The organism is Mesorhizobium sp. RIZ17 (genome assembly GCF_051127865.1).
Lineage (GTDB): Bacteria > Pseudomonadota > Alphaproteobacteria > Rhizobiales > Rhizobiaceae > Mesorhizobium > Mesorhizobium humile.
In genome coordinates this window covers 6,522,854-6,541,473 of record NZ_CP147861.1, presented here as the reverse complement: position 1 = coordinate 6,541,473, position 18,620 = coordinate 6,522,854, and the positions used below count along the sequence as shown (strand labels likewise).

Here is an 18,620-nt window from a genome sequence, read left to right as displayed (position 1 = left end):
AGGCTTATTTGTCGATGCGCGGGAAAATCATCTTTGCAGTTGTAGCGGTCGCCTGTCTGGCGGGCGCCGGGCTCTATTCTTCGCCCTCGACGTTGGCCAAGGTCCAGCAGCTCGTTTCGGGCAGGCAGGCCGGCACGACCACCGCGGACAAGACGGCAAGCGGTGATAAAACCGGGGGCGGCGACAAGACGGCCAATGCATCGGACACCGCGAAGGGCGGCGGGGCGCGCTCGGCCTCGATCGTTGCGGCGACCGCGACGACCGCCGATTTCCCGATACGGCGCTATGCCATCGGCTTCGTGTCGTCGCCGGCGGTGGTGAGCATCAATGCCCGTATCTCCAGCCAGATCGTGTCGATCGACGTCAAGGACGGCCAGATGGTCAAGGCCGGCGACGTTCTGTTCCAGCTCGACGACCGCGCGTTGAAGGCGCAACTTGCCAAGGATCAGGCCGCTTTAGCCAAGGACCAGGCGCTGCTTGCCAGTTCGAATTCCGATCTCCAGCGCGCCAAGGACCTTGTCGCCAAGCAGGCCGGAACCCAGCAAACCTATGATCAGGCGGTGGCGGCGCAGAAGGCAGCGTCCGCGACCGTCGATGCCGACAAGGCGACGATCGACGCCGATAATGTCCAGCTCGGCTTTGCCACGATCACGGCGCCGATCGCAGGCAGGCTCGGCGCCGTCAACGTCTCGGTCGGCGACCTTGTCACCGTAAGCAACGGCAACTCCAGCACGGCGACCCCGCTGGTCACCATCACGCAAATCGACCCGCTGCAGGTGAACTTCACGCTGCCCGAGAGCAACCTTGCGCTGTTGCACAAGGCCCTGGCCGACCCGCAGCAAGGCGACGTGACGCTGACCAAGGACGACGATCCCACGCCGATCGGCAAGGGCACGCTTGATTTCGTCGATTCCAGCGTCGATACGGCCTCCGGCACCATCGCCACGCGGGCGAGCATACCGAATCCGGATCTGTCGCTGTGGCCGGGGCAATATGTGGACGTGGTGCTCGAGGCCGGCACGATGCCGCAGATGACCTCGGTTCCGACGGTCGCGGTGCAGCCCAGCCAGAAGGGTCCGTTCGTCTATGTGGTCAAGCCGGACAACACCGTGGAGATGCGGCCGGTGCAGGTGGCGCTGACGGTGGGCCAGAACAGCGCCATCAGCGATGGCCTGAAGAGCGGCGAGAAGGTCGTCGTCGAAGGCCAGACACGACTGAAGAACGGCGCGGCGGTGCATGAAGGCAGCGCGGCCAGCGGCGGTGGGCAGGCTGCGCCCAAGGTTGCGGAGGCCGACAAGGCCGGCGGGGCGAGCCAATGATCTCCGAATTCTGCATCCGCAAGCCTGTCGCCACCCTTTTGATGTCGTTCGCCCTCGTGCTGGGCGGAATTTTTGCCTACAAGTTCCTGCCGGTGGCGGCGCTGCCCAGCGCCGAATTTCCGGTGGTCAATGTCTCGGCCTCGCTGCCCGGCGCTTCGCCGGAGACGATGGCGACATCGGTTGCGACGCCGTTGATCAAGCAGTTCGCGACGATCGCCGGCATCGATTCGATCTCGACCACCAACTCGCTCGGCCAGACCTCGATCGCCATCCAGTTCGTGCTCAACCGCAACATCGACGCGGCGGCCGCCGACGTCCAGGCAGCGATCGCGCGCACGCAGAAATCGCTGCCGCCGCAGATGACGTCGCCGCCGAGCTATCGCAAGGTCAATCCGGCCGATGCGCCGATCCTTTTGATGTCGCTGGTCAGCGACACGGTTCCGATGACCGATCTCGACGCCTTCGCCGAAAACGTCATTTCGCCGTCGCTGTCGACCATCGACGGCGTGGCCCAGGTTTCGATCTTCGGCCAGCAGAAATACGCGGTGCGCATCCAGATCGATCCGACCGCGCTTGCCGCGCGCGGTATCTCGATCGACCAGCTGCAGGCGGCCGTCGCCTCGGCCAACAGCAACACGCCGCTCGGGGTGCTGCAGAACAACAAGCAGCAGCTCACCATCACCGCCAACACCCAGCTCACCGACGCGGCCGGCTTCTCCAACCTCATCATCGCCACCAAGAACGGCCACCCGGTCCGGCTGGGTGAGGTGACGCGGGTCGTCGATTCCGTGCAGACCACGACGACCGCGAGCTGGTACGATGGTACCCGCGCGATCATCATGGCCGTGCAGCGCCAGCCCGACGCCAACACCGTCGACGTCGTGGACAAGGTCAAGGCGATGCTGCCGTCCTTCCAGGACCAGATGCCGGCGGCCGCGCAGATCAAGCTGCTCAACGACCGTTCGACCTCGATTCGCCAGGCCGTCGACGACGTGCAGTTCACGCTGCTGCTGACCATTGCTCTCGTGGTGATGGTGATCTTCGTGTTCCTGCGCAGGGTAACGGCGACGATCATCCCGGCCGTGGCGGTGCCGATCTCGCTGATCGCCACGCTCGGCGCGATGTTCCTGTTCGGCTTCTCGATCGACAACATCTCGCTGATGGGATTGACTTTAGCCGTCGGCCTTGTCGTCGACGACGCCATCGTCATGCTGGAAAACATCTTCCGCCATATGGAGGAAGACGGCCTGTCGGCTTTCGACGCCTCGCTGAAGGGCGCGCGCGAGATCGGCTTCACCATCATCTCGATCTCGATCTCGCTGGTGGCGGTGTTCATCCCGGTGCTTTTGATGGGCGGCGTCATCGGCCGCATCTTCAACGAATTCGCCGTCGTGGTGACCGTCGCCATCCTGGCCTCCATGTTCGTGTCCCTGACGCTGACGCCTATGCTCTGCTCGCGCCTGCTGTCGGTGAGCAAGGCGGATCGCGAAAAGCATGCTCCCGGTCACAGGCCGGACCTCATCACGCGCGGATACGACCGGATCCTGGGCTTCTGCCTGCGAAACACTTTCCTGGTGTTCCTCGTCTTCGTGGCGACCGCGGCGGCGTCGGTGTGGCTGATCCAGGTTTCGCCGAAGGGCTTCTTTCCGCAGGAGGATATCAGCCAGATCTCGGTGACCACCATCGCGCGCCAGGACATCTCGTTCGACGCCATGGCGAAGCTGCAAGGGCAAGTGGCCGGCGTGTTCTCGAAGTCGCCCTATGTCGACCATGTGGCCTGGTCGGCGGGCAGCGGCAACAACGCCCTCAACCAGGGGCAGCTCTTCGTCCAGCTCAAGGGCAAGGATCAGCGTCCCAACATCGAGAAGGTGCTATCGGATCTGAGGCGCCAGCTGTCGGGAGTCGCGGGCATCGAGACCTATATGCAACCGGTGCAGAACCTGCGGCTCGGTTCGCGGTCATCCGCCAGCGCCTACCAGCTCGTGGTGCAGGGCCTGGATACCGGCCAGACCGATATCTGGGCGCAGAAGCTCAACGATGCGATGGCGGCCGACCACACGAAATTCACCGACGTCACAAGCGATCTGCAGAACAACGCCCTGCAGGCGTCGCTGGTGATCGATCGCGACAAGGCCGCGCAGCTCGGCATCGATACCGACACGCTGCGCTCCGCGCTCTATGGCGGCTTCGGCACCGATCAGGTCTCGACCATCTTCGGTTCGGCCGACAGCTATGCGGTGATCACCGAGCTCGATCCCAAGATCGAATGGTCGCCGGAGCACATGCTTGCCATCCAGATGCGGACGGCCAGCGGCAGCCTGGTTCCGCTGGGCGCTTTCGCGCGGGTCGATCGCACAGCCGGCGCGCTGACGGTCAATCAGCTCGGCCAGCTTCCGGCGGTGACGATCTCCTACAATCTGCCGCAGAGCGTCTCGCTCGGCGACACGGTGACCCGCATCGACCAGCTCAAGGAGCAGATCGGCATGCCGACGGCGATCTCGACGAGCTTCGCCGGCACGGCCAAGACCTTCCAGGATTCGCTTGCCAACCAGGGCCTGCTGATCGGCGGCGCGATCCTGACGATCTATATCGTGCTCGGCATGCTCTATGAGAGCTTCATCCACCCGCTCACCATCCTCACTGGCCTGCCGTCGGCGGTGCTTGGCGCGGTGGTGGCGCTGCGCTTCGCCGGCATGGACCTTTCAGTGATCGCGGTGATCGGCATCCTGATGCTGATCGGCATCGTCAAGAAGAACGGCATCATGATGGTCGACGTGGCGCTGGAGCTCAGGCGACAGGGCATGTCGGCGAAGGAGTCCATCCACAAGGCCTGCCTGATGCGTTTCCGGCCAATCATGATGACGACGCTTGCCGCGCTGATGGGCACGTTCCCGATCGCGCTCGGCACCGGTGCCAGCGCCGAGCTTCGCCAGCCGCTCGGCGTCGCGGTGGTCGGCGGCCTGCTCGCCTCGCAGGCGCTGACGCTGTTCGTCACGCCGGTGATCTACGTCTATTTCGAGAATTTCTCCGGCTGGCTGCTCGGCTTCTCCTCGAAGAAGAGCAGTCCGGCGCTGCATGTGGTGGACAGCGGCGAACAAGCCTCGCTGTTCGACACCAACGACGACATCCCGCAAAAGACCGCCGCCGAATAGGCGGCGGCTCTGGCCCAAGCCGTCATACTTGCGGCGCGATGTGGGCAATCGTAACGTCGTGTGATGTCCCATGATCATGATCACGACAACGAGCTCGAGCCCTTCGCGGCGCGCGTGCGCGCGCTGGAGACGATCCTCACCCAAAAGGGCCTGATCGATCCCGCGGCCATCGACGTCATCGTCGACACCTATGAGACCAAGATCGGTCCGCGCAACGGTGCACGGGTGGTGGCCAAGGCCTGGGGCGATCCGGCTTACGCCGACTGGCTGAAGCGCGACGCGACCGCGGCGATTGAATCGCTCTCCTATTCCGGCCGCCAGGGCGAGCACATGCAGGCCGTGTTCAACACCGAGGAGACGCACAACCTCGTCGTCTGCACGCTCTGCTCCTGCTATCCGTGGTCGGTGCTCGGCCTGCCACCGGTCTGGTACAAGGCACCGCCTTACCGCTCGCGGGCTGTGATCGATCCGCGCGGAGTGCTGGAGGAATTCGGACTGACGCTGCCGGCGCAGAAGAAGATCCGCGTCTGGGATTCGACGGCCGAGCTTCGCTACCTGGTGGTGCCGATGCGGCCCAAGGGCACCGAAGGCTGGAGCGAGGAGCAGCTCGCCGGGCTAGTCAGCCGCGATGCGATGATCGGCACGGCAGTCGCGAAGGAACCGGCATGAACGGACCGCAGGATCTCGGCGGGCAGATGGGTTTCGGGCCGGTCGCGCCCGAGAGAGACGAGCCCTATTTCCATGCGGCATGGGAGAGGCGGGCGCTGGGCGTGACACTAACGGCCGGCGGCATGGGCGCCTGGAACATTGACGAGAGCCGGCATGCGCGGGAATCGCTGCATCCCGCCGATTATTATTCGTCGAGCTACTATCAGATCTGGATCAAGGCGCTGGAAGTGCTGCTGAAGCGCCACGGCTTCATCACCGAGCGCGACCTTGCCGCCGACAAGGCGGTCGATCCGGCCGCGACGCCGAAGAGAGTGCTGAAGGCGGCGGACGTGCCGGCCGTGCTCGCCAAGGGCGGCCCGTGCGATCGGCCCGTCGATACCCCGGCGCGTTTCCAGGCGGGCGATCACGTGCGGACGAAGAACTTCAACCCGACCGGCCATACGCGCCTGCCGCGCTACGCCCGTGGCAAGACAGGGACGATCGAGGCCGTTCGCGACGGCTTCGTCTTCCCCGACAGCAATGCGCATGGCACGGGTGAGAACCCGCAATGGGTCTACACGGTGGTGTTCGACGGGAGCGAGATCTGGGGCGAGGGCGCCGATCCTACGCTGAGTGTCTCGATCGATGCCTGGGAGAGTTATCTTGAGCCGGCATGAAGATGCGTTGCCGGCGGGTTTCGACGAGCCGGTCTTTGCCGAGCCCTGGCAGGCGGAAGCCTTCGCCCTGACGGTTGCGCTGCACGGCAAAGGCCTGTTTTCGTGGAGCGAGTGGGCGGAGGCCTTGTCCGCCGAGGTGAAGCAGCCGGGCGCGGCTTGCGACGGGCACGACTATTACGAGCATTGGCTGGCGGCGCTGGAAAAGCTGCTGTCGCGAAAGGGGATTGCCGGCAAGGGCGAGGTGGACGAGCTCGCCGCCGCGTGGGAACGCGCCGCACACGCCACGCCGCATGGCAAGCCGATCCTGCTGGAGAACGATCCGGGGCTCTGATCGCAGCTTGCCGGCAGTGGGACAAGTTTAGGCTTCTATTATCTCAGTCTGGATTTCGCCCCGATGTTCGGTTGCAAATATCGGCGCTGCCTGCAACCGTGCCGTCACTATGGAAAAACCTCCCGCGCCATGGCCTTTGCTGCAACTCGCGATCGAGCCGAAGTCGAGAGCCGATGAGGAGAAGTTGCGTGTCGCCTTATCGACGCTTGCAGAGAAGCTGCCTGGCTTTGAGGTGAAGCGGGACGTGGAATCGGGCCAGACGATCATCGCCGCGATGACCGAGCTTGACCTCGACATCATTTTCTATCGCTTGACCCGCGAGTTCAACGTCGCGGTCAATGTCGGCGCGCCACAAGTGGCCTATCGCGAAACGATTACCCTCGCCTGCGAACAAGACTATACGCATAAGAGGCAGGTTGGCGGCCACGGACAGTTCGCTCGAGTCAAGATTCTGTTCGAGCCGAACGGGCGCAATGCGGAGTTCGTGTTTCTCTCGAAGACCGCCGGAGTTGCGGTTCCCGAGGTCTATGTCGTGGGGGTCCAGGCCGGATTGCGCAGCATCCTGTCCTCCGGTCCCTTCGCGGGCTTTCCGATGATCGGCATCAAGGCAACCTTGGTGGACGGCGTCTATCACGACACGGACTCTTCGGCGCTCGCATTCGAGATCGCCGGCCGCGCCTGTTTCCGTGAAGCTGCACCCAAGCTTGGCGTACAATTGCTCGAACCGATCATGAAGGTCGAGGTGGTGACGCCGGAAATCTATGTCATCAGCATTATCGGCGACCTGCACGGCCGCCGCGGTCTGGTCAAGAGTCGGATAAGCCGCGGCGAGGCCATCGTCATCAACGCGATGGTGCCGCTGGCCAACATGTTCAAGTACATCGACTACCTGCGCTCGATGAGCCGGGACAGTGCGGCCTACACGATGCAATTCGATCACTACGCGCCCGTTCCGATGCCTTACCGCGACCCGCCGCCGCCGCCGGCAGTGGCTGCCTACGGCTGACTTGTTCTTCGTCCGAGCCAACCAAAGCACTGCGACTTGTTCTCTTTACGTTCCGGTTCGCGGCTGATAGCCTGACTTTGTCGGAGGCGCTAGCGATTGTCGCCGACAGCGGTCGACATGGCGGCCAATCTTGTCTTTCGCTTGCGAATCCGGTCTGTCGCACTGATGGAATTTTCTCCCCAACAGGATGAGGCCCTGAAAGCGGTCGGGCGCTGGCTCAAGGAGGGTCGGCCGCAGGTCTTTCGCCTGTTCGGCTATGCCGGCACCGGCAAGACGACGCTGGCGCGCTATTTCGCCGAGCATGTCGACGGACAGGTGCAGTTCGCCGCCTTCACCGGCAAGGCGGCGCAGGTGCTGCGCTCGAAAGGAGCGACCAACGCCCGCACCATCCATTCGCTGATCTATCGGCCGAAGGGCGAGGAATCGGTCGAGGACGAGGTGACCGGCAAGACCTCGATGTCGCCGACCTTTTCGCTCAACCGGCAAAGCCCGATTTCGCGCGCCAAGCTCGTGGTCATCGACGAATGCTCGATGGTCGACGAGCAGCTCGGCCGCGACCTGCAGAGTTTCGGCACGCCGATCCTGGTGCTTGGCGATCCGGCCCAGCTGCCGCCGATCTCGGGCGGCGGCTTCTTCACCGAGCATGAGCCGGATGTGCTGCTCACCGAAATCCACCGCCAGGCGCGCGACAATCCCATCATCCGGCTGGCCCTCGACGTGCGCGAGGGTCGCGAATTCATGCATGGCGATTATGGCACCGCGCAAGTGATCGGCAGGGAAGGCGTCACCCAGGATCTGGTGCTCAAGGCCGACCAGGTGCTGGTCGGCACCAATCGCACAAGGCGGCGCTATAACCAGCGGCTGCGCGAACTGAAGGGTTTCAACGCCGACTTCCCGCAGGCCGGCGACAAGCTGGTCTGCCTGCGCAACGATCCGGCCAAGGGGCTGCTCAACGGCTCGCTATGGAAGGTGATGACCTCCTCGCGCGAGACGGTGAAGCCCGGCATCAACTTGCTTGTCTCGCCGGAAGAGGACGATCCCGACCGCGGCGTCGCCAAGATCAAGCTGCTCAAGGCGGCGTTCGAGGATCCGGACGCCGAAATCCCCTGGCAGCAGAAGAAGCGTTTCGACGATTTTGACTATGGCTACGCCTTGACCGTGCACAAGGCGCAGGGCTCACAGTGGAACGACGTGGTGCTGTTCGACGAGAGCTGGGCCTTCAAGGAGACAAGGCAGCGCTGGCTTTACACCGCCATCACCCGGGCAGCCGAGCGACTGACGGTCGTACGCTAGGGTTGTCGATATTCAGGTGAGGCCGGCGTGCAAATGGCGGCTTCCTGCGCTTCCGGTGCTCACGTACTTTAGTACGCTCCGCTCCGGCCTTCGCCGGCCGAAGCCCTCATAAATGTTTCCGCTCTATGAAGGCTACGGCCGGCGTAGGCCGGTTCTCGGAATCCACCATTTTCGACTCGGCCTGACCTGAATCTCGACAACCCTAGTCCTTCGGCCTTGCGCCAAGCCATTGCCAGGCAGCTTCTTCATCGTCGACGCCGAAACGTCTGAATTCGAACGGCAGCGCCTTAGGGAAGACGCCGGTGACGAGGTAGGCCCAATTCGGCTCGCCGACGACAGCGCAACGCACGACATGTTCCAGCGCGTCGGCCACGCCCTGCTTGACCGTATCTTGCGAAATGTTGGCCCAGTCGACGCTTTCCGCGTCGGTCAGCCTGACCAGCACGTCGATCCTTGGATGCAGCGCATAGGCCGCCTCCAGCAGGCCGAAGAGGTTTTCCGCGTCGGCCGGCGAGATATCGCCGACGACGTCGATGGCGAAAAGCGCGTCGCGGTTGGTTTCAATGCGGCGGACCGCCGGCACGGCTTCGAGGAAATTCACAGGTAGATCCTTACGTTAGCCTCCATCTATCCCCTGGAACACCCGAAACCCTCTATCTGTTCCCGTCAAAGGCGGTATAGATGCCCGCCGATCCACTGGACCCAGCTCATGCCCGCCAAGCTTTCGGTCAATCTCAACGCTGTCGCCATGCTACGCAACCGCCGCGACCTGCCATGGCCGAGCGTCACCGGGCTTGGCCGCATCGCCCTTGCCGCCGGCGCGCACGGGCTGACGGTGCATCCGAGGCCCGACGAGCGGCACACCAGGCATTCCGACCTGCCTGAGATCAGGGCGCTGATCGACGACGAATTTCCCAAGGCTGAATTCAACATCGAGGGCTATCCGACCGAGGATTTCCTGGCGCTTGTCGAGAAAAGCCAGCCCGAGCAGGTGACGCTGGTGCCGGACGATCCGGCGCAGGCGACTTCGGACCATGGCTGGAACTTCGTCGCCCAGGCGGCGTTCCTCACTCCGGTCGTCAAGCGGCTGAAGAAAAGCGGGTTTCGCGTGTCGCTGTTTTCCGACGCCGATCCTGACGGGGTGAACGCGGCTCGCGATACCGGCGCCGACCGGATCGAGCTCTATACCGGCCCCTATGGCGGCTTCCATTCCGATACCGCAAAGGCGGCGAAGGAACTGGAAAGACTGGGAAAAACCGCTGACGCGGCATTCAAGGCCGGGCTTGGCGTCAATGCCGGCCACGACCTGACCGTGCAGAACCTGCCGGCGCTGGCAAAACGTATTCCGGCATTGGCCGAAGTATCGATCGGACATGGGTTGACAGCCGATGCGCTGGAGTATGGCATGGCCGGCACGGTCGGGCGGTTCTTGAAGGCCTGCGGATGGTAGGGCGCCTTGCGTAGTTTCGGCGGTTTTGGAGCGTCCCGCGCGTTGCGGCGACCTCGGGGCGTGACGAATCCGGTGAAATGGGGTTCATGGTGCTAGCCAACGCCAGCGAGACGGACCCCCTATGTGGAACAGCCCAACATTCCGCGCGCCTTGGCCATCTGCCGCAAGCAGGGCTGGAAGTTCGACATCATGACGACGTCGTTCTTCCTGTCGCGGCGCTCGCTGAAGGCGTCGCCCAATTCCGGCGTGCCGGTCTGGCAGGACCGGATGTTCATCAGCCTGGCGCGAACGGCGGCGGACGCGACGGAGTATTCCCAGATTCCGACCGGGCGCGTGGTCGAGATCGGCACGCAGGTCGCCATTTGACGAGATCGATTTCTACCGGATGCATAAGCCTGCGCATTGCGTATATGAAAGCCCTGCGTTGGCAGCATGAGAGCCCTCACGCTGGGGCACTTGATATTGCACCGCAGCAAGCGTAGAGCACCGCGCATTTTATCGGAGTGTCGTCATGGCCCTTGCCAATGGTGGTGTAGACGCAGAACCCGCCGACCAATCGGGCCACACTGAAATGCAGCAGCACAGCACCAAGGTGCTGATGCTGGGTGCGCTCGGGGTCGTCTATGGCGATATCGGCACCAGCCCGATCTATGCGCTTCGCGAGGCGTTGCATGCCTCGTCGGGCGGCGACGTCGCCACCCGCGCCGACATTCTCGGTGTGCTGTCGCTGATCATCTGGTCGCTCACCATCACGGTCACCGTCAAATACATCATGTTCGTGCTGCGCGCCGACAACCGCGGCGAAGGCGGCGTGCTGTCTTTGATGGCGCTGGTACGCGGCAGTTTCGCCACGCGCTCGGCGATCATCCTCGGCATCGGCATCGTCGGAGCGTCACTGTTCTTCGGCGACGCGGTGATCACACCAGCCATCTCAGTGCTTTCGGCGGTCGAAGGCATGAATGTCGTCACGCCCGCCTTCCAGCCTTATGTCGTGCCGCTGACCCTGATCATCCTGGCGATATTGTTCGCCGTGCAGCGTTTTGGCACGGGGGGCGTCGGCCTCGTGTTCGGGCCGATCACCGCCCTATGGTTCCTCGCCATCGGCCTTTCCGGTCTCAATCATATCGTCAGCGACCCGGAAATCCTGTGGGCAATCAGCCCGCATTATATCGTCGCGTTCCTGATCAATTCGCCTGACGTGGCCTTCGTGACCATCGGTGCCGTTTTTCTCGCCGTCACCGGGGCGGAAGCGCTCTATGCCGATCTCGGCCATTTCGGCCGCAAGCCCATCGTGCTTGCCTGGCTGGCAATCGTGTTCCCGTGCCTTCTGCTGAACTACGCGGGGCAGGGTGCCTTCATCCTCGCGAACAAAGGCGTGGTCGGCCATCCCTTCTTCGAGATGAACGAGGGCTGGACGCTGATCCCGATGGTGGTGCTGGCGACCGCGGCGACCGTCATCGCGAGCCAGGCAGTGATCTCCGGCGCCTTCTCGCTGACCAGGCAGGCCGTGCAGCTCAACATGCTGCCGCGGCTCGAAATCCTGCATACGTCGGAGAAGCAATCCGGCCAGATCTTCATGCCTCGCGTCAATCTGCTGCTCGCCCTGGTGGTGATGCTGCTGGTGGTCGGTTTCGGCGAATCCAGCCGGCTGGCCTCGGCTTATGGCATCTCGGTCACCGGCAACATGCTGGTGACGACGACGCTGCTGTTTGTCGTCATGACACGCATCTGGAAATGGAACATCTGGCTGGCGGTCGGCCTGACGGCGATGTTCGCGCTGATCGACATCGGCTTCTTTGCCGCCAACATCGTCAAGGTTTTCGAGGGCGGTTGGTCTTCGCTGGCCGTGGCCTTCGCAATTATCATGGCCATGTGGACCTGGGTGCGTGGCAGCCGCTATCTGTTCGACAAGACGCGCCGCAACGAGATCCCGCTCGATTTCCTGGCGGCCAATCTCCTGAAGAAAAAACCGCAGCTTGTCTCGGGCACCGCCGTGTTCCTGACCAGCGATCCGCTGAGCGCGCCGACGGCGCTGATGCACAGCCTGAAGCACTACAAGGTGCTGCATGAAAAGAACGTCATCCTGTCGGTGGTCACGGCGCCGCAGCCAGTCGTGCCCGACAGCGAGCGCGTGAAGCTGGAGACGGTCAACGAGCTTTTCATGCGCGTGACGCTGACTTTCGGCTATATGGAGCAGCCGAACATTCCGCGCGCCTTGGCCATCTGCCGCAAGCAGGGCTGGAAGTTCGACATCATGACGACGTCCTTCTTCCTGTCGCGCCGGTCGCTTAAGGCTTCGCCCAATTCCGGCATGCCGATCTGGCAGGACCGGCTGTTCATCGGCCTGGCGAAAACGGCGGCGGACGCGACGGAGTATTTCCAGATCCCCACCGGGCGCGTGGTGGAGATTGGCACGCAGGTCGCCATCTGACAGACTGCGCCGTATAGGCTGACGTCACGCAATTCCGGACGGAAGTTTCCGGGAATTGCTTTCGAAAGGGGCGGGGCATGAGCGGCGAGTTGGTGCTTGTGACCGGCGGGTCCGGCTTCCTTGGCGCGCATTGCATCCTGTCGCTTTTGAACGCGGGCTACCGCGTGCGCACGACGGTGCGCTCCGCCAAGCGCGAAGCGGATGCTCTTGCCATGCTGAAGGTCGGTGGCGTCGAGCCGGGCGATGCGCTTTCCTTCGGCCATGCCGACCTCATGAGCGACAAGGGCTGGCCCGAAGCGGTCGCCGGGTGCCGATACGTACTGCACGTCGCTTCGCCCTTTCCGCCCGGCGTGCCGAAACATGAGGACGAGCTGATCGTCCCGGCCAGGGAAGGGGCGTTGCGCGTGCTGCGCGCGGCGCGCGATGCCGGCGTCGAACGGGTCGTGCTCACCTCGTCCTTTGCCGCCGTCGGCTATGGCCAGATACCGGTTGCCGGCCGTCCGTTCACGGAAGAGAACTGGACCGATCTGTCGCAGAAGGTGAGCGCCTATGTGAAGTCGAAGACGCTGGCCGAGCAGGCGGCCTGGGATTTCATCGATCGCGAAGGCGGGGCACTGGAGTTGGCGGTCGTCAATCCGGTCGGCATCTTCGGACCGGTCCTTGGGGCGGATCTTTCGACCTCGACGGATTTCATCCGGCGCCTGATGGATGGCGAGATGCCTGGCCTGCCGCGCATGGTGTTCGGCGTGGTCGACGTGCGCGACGTCGCGGACCTGCATCTGCGCGCCATGACCAATCCCGCAGCCAAAGGCGAGCGGTTCCTGGCCATCAGCGGCGACTTCATGACGATGCTCGAGATCGCGCGGACGCTGAAGACGCGGCTGGGCAACGCAGGATCGCGCATCACGACGAGGGTGCTGCCGGACTGGCTGGTCCGGATCGTCGGCCTGTTCGACGGGCAAGCGGCCCAGATCGTGACGGAGCTGGGCAAGGCCAGGAACGCCACGAGCGCCAAGGCCGTGCGCCTGCTCGGCTGGACGCCGCGATCGCGCGAGGACGCGCTTGTGGCGACCGGCGAGAGCTTGATCCGGCTCGGACTGCTCAAGAAGGCGAAATAGCGCGCCGGGGGACGGCTTCCCCAGGCGCGCAGACTTCAGCCGAGCAGGGCAGCCTTGTTCGCTTCGAGGAACTGCTTCAGCGTCCGCGGCTTGCGACCCGAGAGTTTTTCGACGGCATCGGTTACCTCTGCAATGCGCCCGGCGCGCGTGTTGGCGTCGAAGGAGACGATGATGCGGGCGAAATCTTCGGGAACGCCGGCCGCTTTCACCCCTTCAGTCAGCGCTTCGTCCGGCAGTTGGATGACTTCCAGCGGCTTGCCGGTGACTTCGCTCACCAGAGCGGCGATCTCGCCGGCGGTGTAGGCCTGAGGGCCGGTGAGCGTGTAGATATGGCTTTCCCTGGAGCCGGACGCGAGGCCGGCGGCAATGGCGGCTGCCATATCGTCGCGCGCGCCGTGGGCGATGCGCCCGTCGGCGGCCGAGGTGTACCACTTGCCCGCCGAAATGGCGTGCGGCAGCGCCATGAACAGGTTCTCCTGGTACCAGCCGTTGCGGAAGATGGTGTAGGGGATGCCGCTCGCCTTGATAGCCTGCTCGGTGCCGTAGTGGTCGCCGGCAAAGAGCACGGGCGAGCCCGGCTCCGGATTGGGCATCGAGGTGTAGAGCAGATGCGAAACGCCCGCCGCCTTGGCCGCCGCCACCGCGGTCTCATGCTGCTTGAGGCGCCGGCCAGTCTTCAAATCGAGGTCGCCGGTCGAGATGATCAGCACCCGGTCAGCGCCTGCGAATGCCTTCTCCAGCGAGGCCTTGTCGTTGAAATCGGCGGCCCTGACAACGACGCCGCGTGCCGCGAGATCGGCGAGATTTTCGGGATTGCGCGTGGTGGCGACAATGCTTGCCGGCGCTATCTTTTGCGCTTCCAGCAAGTGATTGATGACGGCGCGGCCAAGCTGGCCGGAGGCACCGGTGACGAGGAGTGTTTCGGTCATGGCAGGTTCCTGAATTGCGCCGATCGGCGGGAGCTGTTGGTGGTCTCAAAAAGAGACCAGCACTAAAATAGGAATTGACCTCAAGCCGTAAAGAAGGCAGTTTTTCGGGAGGTAGGCACAGCCAGGGAACCACCTGGACGGCCGAATTTCGATCAGCGGATGCCGCGATGGACAGCAAGATCCTCAATCTGAAAGCCAAGCTCGAGGTCTATAAGGCCATGACCGGCGGCGGCAATTTCGCCGACTGCCCGGTCCGCGACGTCATCCAGGGCATCAGCGGCAAATGGAGCTCGCTGCTGGTCATGGCGCTGGCCGAAAAACCCTATCGGTTCGGCGAATTGCGACGGCTGGTTCCCGATATTTCGCAGCGCATGCTGACGCAGACGCTCTACGACCTGCAGCGCGATGGCTATGTGCATCGCGAAGTGTTTCCGACCAAGCCGCCAAGCGTCGAATACAGCCTCACCGATCTTGGCCGCTCGATGTCCGGCCCCATGCATCAGCTTGTCCAATGGGCCGAGCTCAACCACGACGCAGTGCGCGACGCGCGGGCCGCCTTCGACGCCCGGACCTGAGCCTGGTTTCTTGCCGCAGCTAATGCATGTCGCCCAGAAGTGTGCAGCGGTTCTGGGACAACGACATGCATCAAGATAAAGACTTAAAGCGCCTGGTTGATTTGGCGGGATCGATCGGGGATTGTGCCCGCCGGTCGGTCTGGGCGGGCAATGGGCAAGAATCTCGACATCGCGATTGCCGGCGCCGGTCCGGCCGGGCTGGCGGCAGCGCTTTATCTCAAGCGGGCCGGGCACAAGGTCACCATTTTCGAGCGCTTCGATGAGCCGAAGCCTGTCGGTTCCGGCCTCATCCTGCAGCCGACCGGGCTGACCGTGCTCGCCGATCTCGGCATGCTCGATGAGATTCTCTCGCTTGGCAGCCGCATAGAACGGCTGCACGGCACCGACGCCGGCAGCGGACGCACGGTGCTCGAAGTCCGCTACGACGCGCGGCGCGGCCGCCGCTTCGGCCTCGCCGTGCATCGTGCGGCGCTGTTCGGGGTGCTCTATCGCTCCGCCTTGCGCGAAGCGATCGCCATCGAAACCAATGTCGAGGTCGAGACGCTGGAGACGGCCGAGCGCGCGACGCTCGTCTGCGGCAATGGCAGGCGGCTCGGTCCATTCGACCTCATCGTCGATGCCAGCGGCGCTCGCTCGAAGCTGCGGCACTATCTTGGCGATGCCGCCATGCCACGGCCGCTCACCTATGGCGCATTCTGGGCGTCGCTCGGCTGGCGGGACGGCTTCGACCGGCGGGCGCTGCTGCAGCGCTACGACAAGGCAAGCATCATGGTCGGCGTGCTGCCGATCGGCCGGCCTGAGCCCGGCGCGGAAGACATGGCGGCTTTCTTCTGGAGCCTCAAGCCGGCTGATGCCGAACGGGTAAAGGGGCAGGGGCTCGAAGCATGGAAGGCGAGGGTGGTCTCGGTGTGGCCGGAGTGCGAGGCCTTCACCGGCCAGATCGACAGTTTCGAGCAACTCTCGCTCGCCCGCTACGGCCACCACACGATGACGCTGCCGGCCGGTCGGCGGCTGGCCGTCATCGGCGACGCCGCGCACTCGACCAGTCCGCAACTCGGGCAAGGCGCAAACATGGCGCTGCTCGACGCCGCCGCGCTCAGCCATGCGCTGGCGCAGGCGAAGGGTGTCGACGACGCGCTCGATACCTACGCGAAGGCGAGGCGTTGGCATGTGCGCGTGTTCCAGGCGCTGTCGCTGTCGCTGACGCCGTTCTACCAATCGGATTCCGCAGCCTTACCCTTTGTCCGCGACCGTATGGTGGCGGCGCTGGCGAGGGTTCCGCCAGGACCGCAATTCCTCGCCGCCATGGTGGCCGGAACGGTTATCGACCCGTTCAGGCGGATCGGGCTTGCGGAGTTGCAATGGCCTGCCGCCGGATGATCCCGGACAGGTAAGATTTCCTTGCTTGAAGGAAGGCGAGCAGCCGCTGCGGATAATCCGGGCTGACGGCTTCAGTCACCGACCAGCGTTCGCTCAAGGCCTCGCGCCAGGCCCGGACGAGCGGCTTGCCGTCGACAATGCCGAAATCGCCGATGCGGTCGAACGTGTCGAAATAGCGGAAGACCGGCCCGTAGACGGCATCGACCAAAGAGAAGCGCTCGCCGGCGAACCACGGGCCGCTTTGCCTGGCCGCAAGTTCTGCCTCCACGCGTGCGAACATCCCGGACAAGTCTCTGCTTTCATGGCGGAAAGCGGCTTCGTCGGCAGCGGAATAGAAACGGCCTATGGCATTGAGGATGGCCGAGCCGAATTCGATCCAGGCGCGATGCCTGGCCCGCGCCAGCGGATCGGCCGGGTGCAAGGGATTGGCCTCCGTCTCCTCCAGGAATTCGAGGATGACGGCGGATTCGATAATCACTTCCTCCGCATGGCCATGCCGGACGCGCAGCAGCGGCACCTTGCCGAGCGGCGAGACGGCTTTGAACCAGTCAGGCTTGTTGGAGAGATCGACATCGACCCGCTCGAACGCCACGCCTTTCTCGGCAAGCGCAATCGCGGCGCGCTGGACGTAGGGGCATAAATGATGACTGACGAGGGTGAGCCTGGCGGTCATCTCACTCTCCCCAGACGTAATTGAGCGCGCCATCCTCGACGCGGGTCGACAGGAACATCAGGCGCGCGCCCTTTGGCGCCGGTCCTTCCAAACGCTCGCCGCTTGCCATGTCGAATTTCGCGCCATGCCATTGGCAGACGAAAACGCCGTCCTTGCAGTCGAGCGGTCCACCGAAATGCAGGCAGACATTGGCCGCGGCGCGGACGCGTTCGCCACTGCGCCAGACATGGACCTCGCGGCCGAAGAAAGGCGCGATCAGGCTCCCGGTCTGCGGGATATCGGCGATCTTGCAGATTTCATGTTTCATCGGATAACTCCTTGTCGATGCAATTGCATCTATATGGATGCATTTGCATCGATCGTCAAGCTTGATGCAATTGCATCTATCTACTAGATTGTGCCGATGACGAAAAAATCCCCATCACCTGAAGCCGTCACCGCCTGGGCGCGCCTCGTGCGCGTCTCGCGACAGCTGGTCGAAAGCACGGAGGACGCGCTGAAGGCGCGCGGCTTGCCGCCGCTCGCCTGGTACGACGTGCTGCACGAGCTCGCGGAAGCGGGCGAGGGCGGGTTGCGGCCGTTCGAGCTGATCGATCGCGTGCTGTTGGCGCAGTACGGCGTCTCACGGCTACTGGCCCGGCTGGAGGCGGACGGCCTGGTCGAGAAGCTGCCCGTCTCCGACGATGGCCGCGGGCAGACCGTCCGCATCACGGCAAGCGGCCGGGAGATGCGCCGCCGCATCTGGGCGGTCTACGGCGCTTCGATCGCCGAGCTGATGGGCGACAGGCTCTCGGCCGAAGAGCTCAAGGCACTGGCGACTCTGCTCGGGCGGCTGCGGCATCCGCCGATAGAAAACCACTGAGAGAGCTCGGCCACCCGCCTCGTCCGAATTTTTCGATTCCGCCCCTTGCGCTGAAAAGGGGAATGAGCCATAAGCCGAACCGTAACGTACGGTACGCATCTGCGGGCGTATCCGGAATTGGGAACAGTCGTGTTGCAGCCAGCTGAGATCGACACAAGTGAAACGCTGACGGAGCGGCAGCAGGCCGTTCTGGATGCGGCTCTTCGCCTGTTGGTCGAGGAGGGCGACAATCTTACCATGACCGCGGTGGCGCGGCGGGCGAGCTGTTCCAAGGAAACGCTCTACAAATGGTTCGGCGACCGCGACGGACTGCTCAACGCTACGGTGCAATGGCAGGCGTCAAAGGTGCGTGTCGCGTCCGTCGACCGTGAGAGACTGGACATCGGTTCGCTCACGGCGAGCCTGGAGCGTTTCGCTTCAGATTGGCTGAAGGTTATCTCCAGTGACACTTCGATCGCGCTGAACCGTGTGGCAGTCAGCCATGCCGGTTCCGGCAAGGACGATCTCGGCGCGATCGTGCTGCAGAATGGCCGCTTCGCGCTTGCCAAGCGCTTGAAGCCGGTGCTTGAAGCAGGTCGGCAGGCCGGGCTGCTCGATTTCGAGGACGCCGAGACGGCGTTCCGGACCTTTTTCGGCCTGGTCGGCCGCGACGTGCAGATACGTCTGCTGCTCGGCGACCGGGTGGAATTGACTGGGGCGACGATCGGCGGCGATGCCGCGCGCGCGACGCAACATTTTCTCGCTCTCTTCGGAGCAAAAACCGGGTCGTGAGGCCC

Annotated in this window: 17 protein-coding genes and 2 pseudogenes; 15 read left to right on the top strand and 4 right to left on the bottom strand. The window is 63.8% G+C overall.

Annotated elements, in window-relative coordinates; translation table 11 throughout:
• The first annotated feature begins 14 nt into the window (after positions 1 to 14).
• From WDX12_RS31915 to WDX12_RS31885, 7 genes and pseudogenes are all read left to right on the top strand, one after another.
• On the top strand, positions 15 to 1,319 hold the full coding sequence (locus WDX12_RS31915) for an efflux RND transporter periplasmic adaptor subunit (protein ID WP_434723296.1): 1,305 nt from the start codon (positions 15 to 17) through the stop codon (positions 1,317 to 1,319).
• Positions 1,316 to 4,471, top strand: coding sequence for an efflux RND transporter permease subunit (locus tag WDX12_RS31910; RefSeq protein ID WP_434723295.1), 3,156 nt, complete (start codon positions 1,316 to 1,318; stop codon positions 4,469 to 4,471). Before WDX12_RS31915 ends, WDX12_RS31910 begins: the two co-directional genes overlap by 4 nt.
• Before the next feature lie 63 nt (positions 4,472 to 4,534).
• Positions 4,535 to 5,140 (top strand): nitrile hydratase subunit alpha, encoded by a 606-nt coding sequence (gene nthA / locus WDX12_RS31905; protein WP_434723294.1) that lies wholly within the window; start codon positions 4,535 to 4,537, stop codon positions 5,138 to 5,140.
• Positions 5,137 to 5,796: a nitrile hydratase subunit beta gene (gene nthB, locus WDX12_RS31900; protein ID WP_434723293.1), complete on the top strand. Its 660-nt coding sequence runs from the start codon at positions 5,137 to 5,139 to the stop codon at positions 5,794 to 5,796. The genes nthA and nthB overlap by 4 nt, the downstream gene beginning before the upstream one ends.
• Positions 5,783 to 6,127 carry a nitrile hydratase accessory protein gene (locus tag WDX12_RS31895; RefSeq protein WP_320295199.1) on the top strand — a complete coding sequence of 115 codons (345 nt, stop codon included), beginning with the start codon at positions 5,783 to 5,785 and terminating at the stop codon, positions 6,125 to 6,127. The genes nthB and WDX12_RS31895 overlap by 14 nt, the downstream gene beginning before the upstream one ends.
• A gap of 97 nt (positions 6,128 to 6,224) precedes the next feature.
• Positions 6,225 to 7,133: pseudogene (gene fusA, locus WDX12_RS31890) on the top strand (elongation factor G); the annotation flags it as partial.
• 165 nt (positions 7,134 to 7,298) lie between these two features.
• Entirely contained in the window at positions 7,299 to 8,426 is a 1,128-nt protein-coding gene (locus tag WDX12_RS31885) for an ATP-dependent DNA helicase (protein ID WP_320295200.1), read from the top strand.
• Between the two features lie 202 nt (positions 8,427 to 8,628).
• Here WDX12_RS31885 and WDX12_RS31880 read toward each other — a convergent pair whose 3' ends face one another.
• Positions 8,629 to 9,027 (bottom strand): STAS/SEC14 domain-containing protein, encoded by a 399-nt coding sequence (locus WDX12_RS31880; RefSeq protein ID WP_320295201.1) that lies wholly within the window; start codon positions 9,025 to 9,027, stop codon positions 8,629 to 8,631.
• Between the two features lie 108 nt (positions 9,028 to 9,135).
• Between WDX12_RS31880 and WDX12_RS31875 the strand changes: the two genes are divergently transcribed.
• The 4 genes and pseudogenes from WDX12_RS31875 (at position 9,136) to WDX12_RS31860 (ending at position 13,425) form a co-directional block, all read left to right on the top strand.
• Complete coding sequence (locus WDX12_RS31875; RefSeq protein WP_434723292.1) at positions 9,136 to 9,876, top strand: pyridoxine 5'-phosphate synthase; 741 nt, start codon at positions 9,136 to 9,138, stop codon at positions 9,874 to 9,876.
• 120 nt (positions 9,877 to 9,996) lie between these two features.
• A pseudogene (locus WDX12_RS31870) lies at positions 9,997 to 10,242 on the top strand (KUP/HAK/KT family potassium transporter); the annotation flags it as partial.
• 145 nt (positions 10,243 to 10,387) lie between these two features.
• Positions 10,388 to 12,307: a potassium transporter Kup gene (locus tag WDX12_RS31865; RefSeq protein ID WP_434723291.1), complete on the top strand. Its 1,920-nt coding sequence runs from the start codon at positions 10,388 to 10,390 to the stop codon at positions 12,305 to 12,307.
• Between the two features lie 77 nt (positions 12,308 to 12,384).
• Positions 12,385 to 13,425, top strand: a complete 1,041-nt coding sequence (locus WDX12_RS31860) for an SDR family oxidoreductase (RefSeq protein ID WP_434723290.1) — start codon at positions 12,385 to 12,387, stop codon at positions 13,423 to 13,425.
• A gap of 35 nt (positions 13,426 to 13,460) precedes the next feature.
• Here the strand turns inward: WDX12_RS31860 and WDX12_RS31855 are convergent, their stop codons facing one another.
• The gene (locus tag WDX12_RS31855; RefSeq protein ID WP_434723289.1) at positions 13,461 to 14,354 is read right to left on the bottom strand and encodes an SDR family oxidoreductase; all 894 of its coding nucleotides are present in this window, start codon (positions 14,352 to 14,354) and stop codon (positions 13,461 to 13,463) included.
• Between the two features lie 167 nt (positions 14,355 to 14,521).
• Here WDX12_RS31855 and WDX12_RS31850 point away from each other — a divergent pair, with 167 nt between their 5' ends.
• Together WDX12_RS31850 and WDX12_RS31845 are read left to right on the top strand one after the other, a co-directional pair.
• Positions 14,522 to 14,929 (top strand): winged helix-turn-helix transcriptional regulator, encoded by a 408-nt coding sequence (locus WDX12_RS31850; protein ID WP_320295206.1) that lies wholly within the window; start codon positions 14,522 to 14,524, stop codon positions 14,927 to 14,929.
• Between the two features lie 150 nt (positions 14,930 to 15,079).
• Positions 15,080 to 16,309, top strand: a complete 1,230-nt coding sequence (locus tag WDX12_RS31845) for an FAD-dependent oxidoreductase (RefSeq protein WP_434723288.1) — start codon at positions 15,080 to 15,082, stop codon at positions 16,307 to 16,309.
• Here WDX12_RS31845 and WDX12_RS31840 read toward each other — a convergent pair.
• Positions 16,263 to 16,982, bottom strand: coding sequence for a glutathione S-transferase family protein (locus WDX12_RS31840; RefSeq protein ID WP_434723287.1), 720 nt, complete (start codon positions 16,980 to 16,982; stop codon positions 16,263 to 16,265). The genes WDX12_RS31845 and WDX12_RS31840 overlap by 47 nt on opposite strands.
• A 1-nt stretch (position 16,983) precedes the next feature.
• Positions 16,984 to 17,289, bottom strand: a complete 306-nt coding sequence (locus WDX12_RS31835) for a Rieske (2Fe-2S) protein (protein ID WP_434723286.1) — start codon at positions 17,287 to 17,289, stop codon at positions 16,984 to 16,986.
• Between the two features lie 96 nt (positions 17,290 to 17,385).
• Here WDX12_RS31835 and WDX12_RS31830 point away from each other — a divergent pair, with 96 nt between their 5' ends.
• Positions 17,386 to 17,844, top strand: a complete 459-nt coding sequence (locus WDX12_RS31830; RefSeq protein WP_320295210.1) for a MarR family winged helix-turn-helix transcriptional regulator — start codon at positions 17,386 to 17,388, stop codon at positions 17,842 to 17,844.
• 129 nt (positions 17,845 to 17,973) lie between these two features.
• The gene (locus WDX12_RS31825; RefSeq protein ID WP_320295211.1) at positions 17,974 to 18,615 is read left to right on the top strand and encodes a TetR/AcrR family transcriptional regulator; all 642 of its coding nucleotides are present in this window, start codon (positions 17,974 to 17,976) and stop codon (positions 18,613 to 18,615) included.
• The last annotated feature ends 5 nt before the right edge of the window (positions 18,616 to 18,620 follow it).